7 protein-coding genes are annotated in these 12906 nt (G+C 63.9%); 4 read left to right on the top strand and 3 right to left on the bottom strand.

Features of this window, described 5'->3' with window-relative positions:
- Positions 1-59: 59 nt before the first annotated feature.
- Positions 60-2195 (bottom strand): hypothetical protein, encoded by a 2136-nt coding sequence (locus tag JDV76_RS07360; RefSeq protein WP_198736199.1) that lies wholly within the window; start codon positions 2193-2195, stop codon positions 60-62.
- Between the two features lie 169 nt (positions 2196-2364).
- Here JDV76_RS07360 and ftsY point away from each other — a divergent pair, with 169 nt between their 5' ends.
- Positions 2365-4257: a signal recognition particle-docking protein FtsY gene (ftsY, locus tag JDV76_RS07355; protein WP_232958956.1), complete on the top strand. Its 1893-nt coding sequence runs from the start codon at positions 2365-2367 to the stop codon at positions 4255-4257.
- A 122-nt stretch (positions 4258-4379) separates the two neighbouring features.
- Here the strand turns inward: ftsY and JDV76_RS07350 are convergent, their stop codons facing one another.
- Together JDV76_RS07350 and JDV76_RS07345 are read right to left on the bottom strand one after the other, a co-directional pair.
- A complete protein-coding gene (locus tag JDV76_RS07350) occupies positions 4380-6404 on the bottom strand; it encodes a YncE family protein (RefSeq protein ID WP_198736198.1) in 2025 nt (674 codons plus the stop codon).
- Between the two features lie 284 nt (positions 6405-6688).
- Positions 6689-8608 carry a YncE family protein gene (locus JDV76_RS07345; RefSeq protein WP_198736197.1) on the bottom strand — a complete coding sequence of 640 codons (1920 nt, stop codon included), beginning with the start codon at positions 8606-8608 and terminating at the stop codon, positions 6689-6691.
- A gap of 320 nt (positions 8609-8928) precedes the next feature.
- On the opposite strand from JDV76_RS07345, the gene JDV76_RS07340 reads away from it, so the two are divergent.
- The 3 genes from JDV76_RS07340 (at position 8929) to JDV76_RS07330 (ending at position 12834) form a co-directional block, all read left to right on the top strand.
- A complete protein-coding gene (locus JDV76_RS07340) occupies positions 8929-10257 on the top strand; it encodes an ammonium transporter (RefSeq protein WP_376992934.1) in 1329 nt (442 codons plus the stop codon).
- A 99-nt stretch (positions 10258-10356) separates the two neighbouring features.
- Complete coding sequence (locus JDV76_RS07335; RefSeq protein ID WP_198736196.1) at positions 10357-10695, top strand: P-II family nitrogen regulator; 339 nt, start codon at positions 10357-10359, stop codon at positions 10693-10695.
- A 6-nt stretch (positions 10696-10701) separates the two neighbouring features.
- Positions 10702-12834 (top strand): [protein-PII] uridylyltransferase, encoded by a 2133-nt coding sequence (locus JDV76_RS07330; protein ID WP_198736195.1) that lies wholly within the window; start codon positions 10702-10704, stop codon positions 12832-12834.
- Positions 12835-12906 lie beyond the last annotated feature (72 nt).

The following is a 12906-nucleotide window of genomic DNA, read 5'->3' as shown; positions in this document are numbered from 1 at the left end:
GTCCATCCGTGTCGGTGGTGGCGGCAGTCAGGAGTTAACCGCCGCGACTTCGTGCAGGGTCAGGACGTGGACGAATCCGCGGGTTTGCGCAGGATGCCCGCGACACCAGCAAGGAAGATCGTGAGCAAGATCCAGGAAAGCCCGGCGGTGAACGCAAAACTCAGGCGCAGCCAGATCGGGGTGTCATCAGCCAGCGAACATTTGGTTGTCGCCCCGGGGAAACTCGGGATCGCGTTCTTTCCCGCGTATTCGGTGATCCGCCATCCGTCCCGGCAGACGTCCCGCACCTGATCCGCAGCCTCCAAGTGGTCGGCCTGCCACCACGTCAGTAGCCACGTCAACCCGAACAGAAGCACGATCCATACCAGTGCGTACCAGGGACGTTCGCCGTATCCACTCGTCACATGCAGCATCCACCGCCCCGGCCGGGACTTGAGCGGCATATTGTTCGTCACCTGACTGTGCGAATACACCCGAAGATGACGTGCACGGTGGGGGAGACCAACACGATCGAAATACCGCGCCAACTCCATGAACGGCTGAGGAGAGAACTCATTGTCCGGTGTTGTGGCGAGCCACTTCTTGGCGGTCTCCGGATTAGTGTGCAGAGCTCCTGCTATTGAATCCACCTTCCAGCCGGTTGCCAGAATTTTTCCATGCCTGGGTTCAATCACGTCTGGGGGTTGAAGGTATGAAATCCTGGTCTTTGCCAGTCTGATTGATCCATCAACGGTCTTGTAGTTAAGAAACAGATTGGTGATGGTGGCGCCGTCGAGTTTGAGGGCGTGGCCTTCGGGGTTGGTTAGTGTTGCGTCGGTGAGGTCGAGTCGTCCGTTGATGGTGGCGTCAGGGGCGCGGACTTCGCCTTTGGCTTCGAGCTTTTGGGCGAACAGGCTGCCGGTGATGGTGGCGCCGTCGAGTATGAGGGCGTGGCCTTCGGGGTTGGTTAGTGTTGTGTCGGTGAGGTCGAGTTGTCCGTTGATGGTGGCGCCAAGGGCGCGGACTTCGCCTTTGGCTTCGAGCTTTTGGGCGAATAGGCCGTCGGTGATGGTGGCGCCGTCGAGTATGAGGGCGTGGCCTTCGGGGTTGGTTAGTGTTGTGTCGGTGAGGTCGAGTTGTCCGTTGATGGTGGCGCCAAGGGCGCGGACTTCGCCTTTGGCTTCGAGTTTTCTGGCGAATAGGCCGTCGGTGATGGTGGCGCCGTCGAGTTTGAGGGCGTGGCCTTCGGGGTTGGTTAGTGTTGTGTCGGTGAGGTCGAGTTGTCCGTTGATGGTGGCGTCAGGGGCGCGGACTTCGCCTTTGGCTTCGAGTTTTCTGGCGAACAGGCCGCCGGTGATGGTGGCGCCGTCGAGTATGAGGGCGTGGCCTTCGGGGTTGGTTAGTGTTGCGTCGGTGAGGTCGAGTTGTCCGTTGATGGTGGCGCCAAGGGCGCGGACTTCGCCTTCGGCTTCGAGCTTTTGGGCGAATAGGCCGTCGGTGATGGTGGCGCCGTCGAGTTTGAGGGCGTGGCCTTCGGGGTTGGTTAGTGTTGTGTCGGTGAGAGCGAGTTGTCCGTTGATGGTGGCGCCAAGGGCGCGGACTTCGCCTTCGGCTTCGAGCTTTTGGGCGAACAGGCCGCCGGTGATGGTGGCGCCGTCGAGTTTGAGGGCGTGGTCTTCGGGGTTTGTCAATGTTGAGTGCTCGACAATAAAAAAGCAGTCAATTTCGGCCCGATACGCATTAAACTCGCTTGATATATGAACGTTTGAAGCGCTGAAGCCTCTTTTTATTTTTGTGCAGAAAAAATTGAGGGCTGGTTCGATTGCGCTATTTATGTTGGTTTTCTCAATGATGAATGAACCATCGATGCAGGAAAGCACCAACCTGATTGATTGTATCGTGCATTCGCTGAAATAAAGGGAATGGAAGTTTGCGTACTTCGCCTCCACGGGAAGAGGGAAAGTGCAGTCCTCGAAGCTGAGGTCATGGTTTATCGTGTAGTTATTTAGCTTCAGCCCGCCGGCGAAATAGGCGCCCCGGATCCTCATCCCATCGGGGTGGGGTGTGATGTCGGGATCGCGGAGCACCTCAAGCAAGGCTGTGGTGAAGTCGAGCCAGGCCCCAACGTCGGGTTTCTCGCCGGGTGTACAGATCAGCGCTTTGCCCGTTCGCAGTGCGTCGTAAATATCGTCCCTGCTGGGTACACGTGTGCTCACCTTGCAGAGTATAGAGCTGTGAACGTGCTTTCGGGGAGATGTTTGAAGCATTCGGGAGGGGCCGTTCCCACCCATCCGCAGAATCAGATGATCGGCGACTGTGATCGGTTGACATCTCTCCGGCGAGGCGTCACAAGCGTACGTCTCCCGGATGTGAAACCATGTACGCATGGACAACCTGCAGAACGTGATGGATCAGTTCGCCACGAACCCGACCTACCAGATCATCGCCGGCGTCGTGCTGGTGCTGCTCATCCTTATACTTCTCATCGTCTGGGGCCTGAAACGCAAGAAGGCCAAGACGATCAGTTTCGGCGAGGAGGAGGCCGAGGAGCCGAAGGAGCTCACCCAGGCGGAGAAATCGGGTAACTACACCCCGCAGGGCGGTTTCAACTTCGCCCCTGCGGTGAAGGAGAAGAAGGCGGAGCCGCAGCCGGTGCAGCGCAGTGGCGCCGCGACGCCGGAGAAGCCTGCCACGTCGCAGGCTGAGGCTGCTGCGTCCCTTCCGGATCGGGATCGCGAACAGACTCCGGCCCCGTCGAACCCGGTAGCCGAGGAACAAGCACCGCAGGTCACGCCGATTCCCGCCCCATCCCCGGAAGCACAGCCGGTGCGTGAACCCGAGCCGGAGCCCGCACCTGAACCACAGCAGCACTCCGAACCGCAGCGCACCCCGGCACCGCCGACGGACGCAGCACCCGTCGTTGATCCCCAGGTCCCGGGACAGTCCTCAGAGGCGGGGGAGACCCCGGTCCACCGGTTGGCTTCCGGTGAGTCCGTGACCCCAATTCCGGCCCCGGCTCAGAACGAGACGATCGTGAAAAAGGCCGACACCACCGATGAGCCGTCCGGCGCTGAACCCGCAACCCCGATCTTCCGGGAGCTCGCCGACGACACCGATGCGGTCGACGCCGACACCTTCGCCGCCGAGGACGATAAAGCCGACACCGCGGAGGAGCCAGAGAGCATTGAGGAAGCCACCGACGACGATCCGCGCGTGATCGAGGCCGCTGTAGCGGCCGAGTCCGCGCAGGCCGCCGCCGAGGCTGCGGAGGCCGCGCTCGTCGAGACGCCCGCCCCCGTAGAACCCGCACAGCCGGAATCGGTGGATGCCGCCACGCAGCGCAACATCGACGAGATCGCCCCCGCGGAGGGCAGGCTCGGCAAGTTGCGGGGAAAGCTGGCCCGGTCGCAGAGCGTCATCGGCCAGGGCGTGCTCGGCATCCTCTCTGCGGGTGACCTGGATGAGGACGCGTGGGAGGAGATCGAGGACACGCTGCTCATGGCGGACCTCGGCACGCCGACGACGATGCGGGTCGTGGATCAGCTCCGGGACAAGATCGCAGCGCGCGGTGTGTCCAGCGAGGCGGAGGCCCGTGCCATGCTGCGTGAGACCCTAATCGAGGCATGTAAGCCCGAACTGGACCGCTCGATCCGTGCGATGCCGGCAGACGGCAAGCCCGCCGTCGTTCTCGTCGTCGGCGTCAACGGCACGGGTAAGACCACCACGACCGGCAAGCTCGCCCGGGTGCTCGTGTCGATGGGGCACAACGTGCTGCTCGGCGCCGCCGATACCTTCCGTGCCGCCGCCGCCGACCAGCTCGAGACTTGGGGTCGCCGGGTTGGCGCGCAGACGGTGCGCGGTAAGGAAGGTGCGGACCCGGCGTCCGTGGCCTTCGACGCCGTCGCCCGTGGCGTGGACGAGGGCGTCGACGTGGTGCTCATCGACACCGCCGGTCGCCTGCACACCTCCACCGGCCTGATGGACCAGCTCGGCAAGGTCAAGCGCGTCGTGGAGAAGAAGACCCACGTCGATGAGGTCCTGCTCGTGCTGGACGCGACGGTCGGGCAGAACGGCCTGACCCAGGCCCGTATCTTCCGCGACGTCGTCGACATCACCGGTGTGGTTCTGACGAAGCTGGACGGTACCGCCAAGGGCGGCATCGTGTTCCAGGTCCAGGAGGAACTCGGTGTTCCGGTCAAGCTCGTCGGACTAGGTGAGGGCGCGGACCACCTGGCGCCGTTCGAGCCGGAGAGCTTCGTCGACGCCCTGCTCGGCTAGAAGCGCATGGGCAACTCGGGACAGAGTTGAATGATGGGGTAGAGAGACGCCCCGGGAAGCACCTGCTTCCCGGGGCGTCTTGCACTCAAACCGCGCTAGCACACGGTTGATGTGGGGGTTGATCAGCGGGCGGAGGAACCACCGGGGATCAACTTGGCGATCTGCGGCGGCAGAACCGTGGAGGTGAGGAAGTGGAACAAGCTGCCGAAGATGGTCACCATGACGCCGAGGAAGGAGAAGATTCCCGTGAACGTGGAACCGGTGGACGTGGAACCCGAGAAGATCGTTGACCCGTCCGATTTACCGGAGCTGGTCTCGCCACCGGACATCGGCGGGATGTGGATGAGGTTCTTCGGGGTGAGTTTGACGATGGAGTCCTTGTCGGCTGCGTTGCCGATGGCGGGCTTGTTCACGACATAGACGGTGCCCTTGCCGTCGGTCGCCAGATGGTTCGGATTAAAACCAACATCCAGGTTGGCGACGACCTCAAAGGTCTTGGCATTGATGACGGTCGCGCTCCGGCTGCCCCGGTTGATCACGTAGACGCGGTCAGTCACCGCGTCGTAGAGTGCGTCCAGAGAACCTGCGCCGGTGCGGATGGTCTTTAACAGTGCGCCGGTGTTGATGTCGAAGACATCGACGGAGGACGGGATCTGGCTGGCGACGAACAGATGACCACGCCTGGTGTCGAGGCCCACGCCGCCACCACGATAGGCATCGGCGTTCGGGAGGTTGACGATGTCGGCCTGGCCGGTTTCGACGCTGATCTTGGCGGCCTTGCCCGTCTTGAAGCTCACGGTGTAGATGGATTTGGTTGCGGCATCGAAGCGCAGTTCCATGTGACCGGAGAATCCGGGAGTCTGCAGCGGGCTGCGAACGTCCAGTGAGTCGCCGCCGAATACGACGATCTCTTCTTTACCACTGGTGGGAATGGATACGTATGCGTAGCCGGTGCTCTCATCGACGGCGACGGCGCGCGGGTGGGGGGCGAGGCCTTTATCGAATGCCTTGAGTAGTTCACCTGTGACGGTGGAGTACACGGAGACCGAGTCATTGAGGGTGTTGGTGACCCACAGGCGATCACGCACATCATCGACTGCGACGCCGAACACACCTGCCGCGGGGGAGCTCATACCCTGCGCATCGACGGTGGCGAATTCCTTCTCGGGCTCCAGGGTTTCAGGATTGACCTTGAAGATGGAGGAGGTCTGGTCGCCGAAGTTGTTGCGGGTAACGAACACGGCATGCTGCTTTGCGGAGTAGGCCATCTGGTAGAGGCCGGGGCCGAGTTCGCGGGAGGAGACGTTGTACTGGTCGGAACCAAACAGTCCTAGTCCGGGGGCGATGGTCCCGGTCTTGGCCAGTGTGACGTCAGCGTCGGACCCGGCGACGCGGACGGTCACCGCGATCTTCTTGCCGATGAGTGAATCATCTGCGGGGATGCTCAGGTCGGGAACGGTGATCGTGCCGCTTTCCGGAACGGTGAAGGTAGTTCCTGCGGGAAGCCAGTTGGCGCCGTCGACTCCGATGGCGGTGATGGTGGAGCCGGGCTTCAGGGTGCGGACCGTGACTGCGAGGTCCGTAGCACCCACGGAGAGGTTTTCCACATCAGGGGCGTCTGTACTGCCGAAGGAAACAGCCGGTTCGAGGTACGCGGAGGCTGCAGCTTTCGTTTCTCCAGCGGTGAGGGTCACCGTATGCTCGGTTCCACCGAAGAACGTGTCTGCGGGGCCCACAACGCGGCCCTTATATTCACCATTCTCATCTGCGGTGGCGGTTGAGACCACCGTGGAACCGCCCGCGTGGAATCCGGCCTCGGTGTCGTCGATCCCGGCGGTCAGCGTCGCACCGGGGGCGAATCCGGTCGCCTTGACCTCGAAGACACTGGCGACGATTCCGTTCCGGGCGGTGATAAAGGTACGGGAAACAGAAACGGCAGCCTCCGCTGTGGTTTCCAGGTTCGCCGGTGCCGGATTCTCTTCTGCGGCTGCACGTGACTCGTTGACGGCTTCACTGGTGGGAGTGGATTCCGCCTCCTGGGCCAGTGCATTCGGGGTTACGACCGCCATGCCTGCGGAGAGCAGTGCGGCGGTGGTGATCGCCGCGATGCTGCGGCGGCCGATGAGACGGTGGGTGGATAGGGACACAGATAACTCCAAGGCTCGAGGGGTAAGGATAAATGACTGTCTAATTTAGGGAAGGCATCCCTATCTAAAGACGTTAGGGGAAATGTAGCGTTCTTCCCCCCGGTCTGGCAATGCCTCGGAACTGGGGACAACCGTGGCTGCTCTCTCTTGTCCCTCCCGTGTTCGGTCTGGGTGTTTCTGACATGGTGAAACCTCCCTCCTCCGGTGGTGCTGGAGGAGGGAGGTGATGGGATGTGTACACCCGCCCGTCGGTGCTGGTTCGTGCTAGCGGTCGGGCGTGGCGATTACTTCTTCAGCCAGGGAATGAGGTTGGTGATCTCGGTGGGGAGGGTGGCTGAGGTGATGAGATGGAACAAGCTGCCGAGAACTGCGGCAAGTGCTCCCAGGATCGCGATGACGCCCACTGCGGATCCTGCGGCGGACCCGGCCACGGAGCCCGCCGGCGTGGAGCTGCCGGGGGCCGGGGTCTCGGTGATCGGTTCGATCTTGAAAATGGAGTCGGCGGTGCCGTAGTTGCCGCTGGTCGGCTTGTTCACCCCGTAGATGGCGCCCTTACCGTCGGTCGCGAGATCGTTCGGGTAGAAGCCGACGTCGAGGTTGCCCGTGATCTCCAGGGTTTCTGGGTTGATGACGGTGGCGGTGCCGCTGCCGCGGTTGACCACGAAGACGCGGTCGCTGACGGCATCGTAGATGGCGTCGAGGGGAGTTGCACCGGTGACGATGGTGGAGATGACGGAACCGTCGGCGAGGTCGATGACGTTGACCGTGGAGGGGTTCTGGTTGGCGACGTACAGGTGGTTGCGTTTGGTGTCCAAGGCGACTCCGCCGCCTCTGGGGGTGTCATCGCCGGGGAGATCATAGACGGTGGTGGCGCCGTCAGAGAGGGAGATACGGGCGGCCTTGCCGTTCTTGAATCCGACGGTGTAGAGGACCTGCGCCTCGGAGTCGAAACGCAGTTCCATCGCGCCGGAGAATCCGGGTGTTGCGAGAGAATTTATCTGGGTGAGGGTCGTTCCGTCGAACACCGCGATGGATTCCTCGGGGGAGGTCGGGGTGGAGACGTAGGCACGACCGGTGGCTTCGTCGACGGCTACGGCGCGCGGGTGGGTGACCGATCCCTCGGGGAACGCCTTGAGTAGTTCACCGGAGACGGCGGAGTATGCGCTGACGGAGTTGTTGAGGGTGTTGGTCACCCAGAGGATGTCGCGGGAGTCATCGATGGCGAGTCCGAAGACCTTGGTGGCGTCCGTTCCCGTCGTGCCGTCGGCGGTGACGGGGGTGTAGGTGGCCTCGATGTCGAGGGTGTCGGCGTTGACCTTGTAGATCGAGGTGGGATTCTCTGATCCGAAGAACTGGGAGCGGGTGACGAACAGTGCGTTCTGTTTGGCGGAGTAGGCGACCTGATAGAGGCCGGGGCCCAGTTCCTTTGAGGTGACGGCGAATCCGTCGGTGTTTTTCAGTGGGGAAGCGGGGGAGATCGTCGCGGTGTCATCGAAGGTGGTCTCCGTCTCGGATCCGGAGACCTTGGCGGTGACGGACAATTCCTGCCCGATCAGCGCGGGGTCATTCGGGATGGAGAGCCCGGGGATCGTGAGGTTGCCGCTGTCATCGACGGTGTGTGTGACACCGTCGGAGAGCAGGTTGAGATCGCCGGCGCTGACGCGGGTGATGACGGAACCGGGCTTGAGGTTGAGAATGTGGATGGCGAGATCCGTGGTACCGATGGCGGTGTTCTCCACTTCGGGGGCTTCTGTGCTACCGAAGGTGATCTGTGGGTCGAGCTGTTCATCCGCGCTGACCGTGTTCGTGCCGTCAGAGAGAGTGACCGTGTGCTGGACGCCACCTGCGACAGCGGGCGCCATTCCGACGACGCGGCCGGTGTAGGTACCGTCCTCGTTGACTGTTGCGGTGGGTGCGATATTCAGGCCACCCGCGTGGAACCCGACGGGTTCACCGTCGATCAGCGCTGTCAGCGTGGCGCCGGGTGCGAGGTTCGTCGCGGTGACCTCGAAGACGGCGGCGGTGATGTCTCCTGCTGGGTAGGTGTAGGCGTACCTGATTGCCACCGCAGCCGTGGATGCCTCGGCTTCGACGGCGAAAGCCTGCGGTGCGGTGACTGCGGTGATCCCGGTGGAGAGGAGCGCGGCGCTCGCGACTGCTGCGATGGCACGGCGTCCGAGTTGATGGCTGCGTGTATAGGGCAAAGAAACTCCAGTGGTCGAAGGGTCGAATAAGGGAGACCTTCCTAACAAGGGACGCCTTCCCTAAGTAGTGGTCAAGGTATCCCTATTGTCGCCCGGTCGCAAGTGTGCGGACACTCCCCATGGTGGATGTGTCGGGTTCCGCTCCTGCGATGGGTGTTTGCCTGGAGGGTCGGAGGGGTTGAGTGTAAAAACTGTCCAGTTATAGAAAACTAAACCTGTCGGACTATAGTTAGAGGCGTGGAGCAGGAGGCGATCGCTTCTCCGGCCACACGCAGAGGGTCCCGAAACCGATGGGGCCCGCGTTCGACCAGGAGGCCCCCGTGACCCCAGACATGACAATGGCAGCATCAGGAAATGCCTCGTGGATCCTCATTTCCGCATCCCTCGTCCTGCTCATGACACCGGCTCTGTCACTGTTCTACGGTGGTATGTCGAGTCAGAAATCCGTGCTCAACATGATGATGATGTCCTTCGGCGCGCTCGCTGTGGTCACCGTCATCTACATCCTCGTCGGCTGGTCGATGTCCTATGGCACCCACTCCTTCGGGGGGTTCGTGGCTGATCCGTTCGAGTTCTTCGGACTACGGGACTCGATCGTGAACCCGGACGGAACCTATGTTGCGGGCGCGGCCGGCTACGCCAACGTCATCGACATCGGGTTCCAGCTCACCTTCGCGGTCATCTCCTGTGCCCTGATCTCTGGCGCCCTCGCGGACCGGGTCAAGTTCAACTCCTGGCTAATCTTCATCGGGATCTGGGTCACCCTCGCCTACTTCCCGCTCGCGCATATGGTGTGGGGTGGGGGACTGCTCAGTCACCATGACGGCAGCATCTCCGCCCGAATTTTTGGAACCGTTCTCGAAGAGGGCGAGAAGATCGCCCGGATCGCACCGATCGACTTTGCCGGCGGCACCGTCGTCCACATCTCGGCGGGCACCGCGGCCCTGGTCCTCGCCGTCATCGTCGGACACCGTCGCACCTTCCTGAAGAGCGTCCAGCGTCCGCATAACCTGCCGATGGTCATGCTCGGCGCAGGCCTCCTCTGGTTCGGCTGGTGCGGATTTAATGGCGGCTCCGCGTTCGCCGCCAACGGAATCGCCGGTTTGGCCTGGCTTAACACGACGGCCGCCGCGGCAGCCGGCATCGGCGGCTGGCTCATCGTCGAGCGCATCCGGGACGGTCGCGCCACCTCCCTCGGCGCCGCCTCCGGTGTCGTCGCGGGTCTGGTCGCCATCACGCCGGCCGCCGGGGCCCTGACCCCGGTGACCTCCCTGATCCTGGGGGCGATCGGCGGTGGACTCGCCGCCCTGGGTGTCGGGCTCAAGTACCGCTTCAAGTTCGACGACTCACTCGACGTCGTCGGCGTCCACCTCGTCGCCGGACTCTGGGGCACCGTGGGTGTCGGGCTGTTCGCCACAGATACCGGGTGGTTCACTGGCGGCGGCTGGGCGGGGTTCCAGCTCTTCATCATCCAGATCCTCGTCGCCCTCGTGGCGATGGTGCTCTCCGGGCTGGTGACCGTGGTGATCGCCCTTGCGATCAAGGCCACCATTGGTTGGCGCATCGACCCGGAGGCAGAGCACAACGGCATCGACTTCGCACTGCACGGAGAGTCGGCCTACGAGCAAGCCGGTGGCGCGATCCGCTGATCCACCGGCCCCGCCTGCCCCGGGCGGTAGAGTGTCCGGGAGAACCAGCGCCCGGACCTCCATCAACGCTTCCCACAGCGATTTCCCCAGGAGAAACAGATGAAACTCGTCACCGCCATCGTCAAGCCCTTCACACTCAACGACATTAAGAATGCCCTCGAGCAGATCGGCGTCCACGGAATGACCGTCACCGAGACGCAGGGCTTCGGCCAGCAGAAGGGGCATACCGAGGTGTACCGCGGGGCCGAATACGCGGTCGACTTCGTCCCGAAGATCCGCATCGAGATCGTCACCACTGAAGACCGCGCCGAGGAAGCCGTCACGGCGATCGTCGACGCCGCGCGCACCGGAAAGATCGGAGACGGGAAGGTCTGGGTCACCACCGTCGACGAGATCATCCGTGTTCGGACCGGCGAACGCGGCACCGACGCGGTCTAGCGCACGATGCCAGGCAATCCCGCGGACACCTCCGCCCAGCCCAGCGCCCCCGAACTCCGGGAGACCGCGTTCACGCGGGCGCTGGGTATCATCGCGGACATCGATATTCCGGCGGGTTGTGCCCTCGCCGCCACGGGGTCGTTGGCCCGCGGCGAACTTACCCCGCAGTCGGACATCGACCTGATGCTCCTGCACACCGGATCTCCACCGGCCGAAGCCGCCGACATCTGGTATCCCGTCTGGGACGCCCACATTCGCCTCGACCACTCCGTCCGTACCCCGGACGACTGTGTGAACATTGTTGCGGAGGACACCACCGCGGCTCTCGGGCTGCTGGACCTGTGCCACCTCACCGGCGACGAGGACCTCGTTGCCGACGCCCGCCGCCGGGTCCTGCAACAGTGGCGCCGGACCCTGCCGAAACGCTTCAACCACATCACCGACACCGCCATCGACAGGTGGCGCCGGTCGGGATCCGTCGTGGCGATGACCCATCCGGATCTCAAGCACGGACGCGGTGGGCTGCGGGACGGGGAACTCATCGCGGCCCTCGCCCTCGGCAACCTGTGCGACGCCCCGCCGTTGGCTAAACAGCGTGGCCTGCTGCTCGACATCCGCACCCTGCTCCACGATGAAGCCCGCCGCCCGCGGGACGTCCTCGATCCCGAGTTCGCCCACGACATCGCCCTCCGACTCGGCTACCCCGACCGCTATGAACTCGCCCGCGCCATCGCCCGCGCGGCCCGCGCCACCGATGATGCCCTGACCGATGCCCTGTCCACCGCCCGTTCGATCCTCCCGACACCCGGCGGCATACGCCGTACCCCACGGCGTCCCCTCGACGTTGACGTCGTCGACGGGGGCGGATACATCACCCTCTCCCGGGACCCGGACATGGAGGATGCCTGCCTTGTTCTGCGCGTCGCGGCCGCCGCCGCCCGAACGGGACTGCCGGTCCCCGACGCGGTCTGGGAACGACTGAAACGGGTTCCCGCGCTCCCGGACCCGTGGCCGGCCCACGCCGCTGACGACTTCGTGGCGCTGCTCGCATCCCCGGAGCACACCGAGACCATCATCGATGGCATGGACAGGCACGGCCTGTGGACCCCGCTCGTCCCTGAATGGTCCCGGATCAGGGGGCTCATGCCCCGGGAACGCAGCCACGTGCACACCATCGACCGGCACCTGATCGCCACGGTGCGCAGATGCGCCGAATCCACCGTCAACGTGCCGCGACCGGATCTGCTTTTGCTCACCGCCCTCATCCACGACATCGGCAAGGGCGCCTCCAGACCCCACTCCCAGGTCGGCGCCGAGATCATCGCCCGGATGACCGCGCGGATGGGCCTCGGCTTCCGGGACCGTTGCTGCGCCCAGACCATCGTCGCCCAACACACCACACTGATGAAGTTCGCGCTGCGCCACGACCCCACCGACCCGGAGACAGTCCGCGCGCTGCTCGACGCCGTCGGTTACGACCTTCTGACCCTCGATCTGCTGCAGCAGCTCACCCGCGCCGATGCGCTGTCGACCGGTCCCGGGGTGTGGACCGCACGCGCGGAGCAGTCCGTAAACCGCCTCGCCGCCGGTGCCCGCCGCGCACTCACAGCGGTCGTCGCGACACGCCCCTTCGTCACCGCACCCACGCCGCTCGGACTGGTGGTACGGGACAATGGGGAGCTCCGGGTGCACTGGCGTGGGGCCTATCAGCGGGAGATCGTCCGGGTACTCGCCCTCATTGCGGCGAAGGGCTGGAATATCCAGGGTTCGCGCATGGTGACCGACGCCTCCGACGGCAGCTGCCGGGCGGAGTTCGACGTCCGGCCCCGTGCGGCGAAACGACCCGGAGATGTCGACGAACACGCCTTCATCCAGGCCTACGCGTCAGGTGTGTTCTCCACGCTCCCGGAGGTCCGTCCGGCGGCCACCGCGACGGCCTGGACCGGTAGGACCCTCGAGGTCCGCACCGTCGACCGCCCTGGGGTGATCGGCGCGGTGATGAGCGTCCTGCCCGAGATCGACTGGATGGAGGCCGCCACACCCGGGGCCACGATGGTCGCCCGCTTTCGACTCCGCGGCGGTACCGCAGACCGCGCCAAGATCGAACGGGACGTCAATCGGGTGCTCAACGCGGCGTAGTCCGGCGCGGCGCGACCGTCACCTGCAGGTAGGGTGCCGTGGTCCGGTGGGCTACCATGGTGAAACTACCAG

It is taken from the genome of Corynebacterium marambiense, from assembly GCF_016342275.1.
Taxonomy (GTDB): Bacteria; Actinomycetota; Actinomycetes; order Mycobacteriales; family Mycobacteriaceae; genus Corynebacterium; species Corynebacterium marambiense.
Note: the sequence above shows the minus strand (reverse complement) of the source record. Positions and strands in the feature narration are given on the sequence as shown.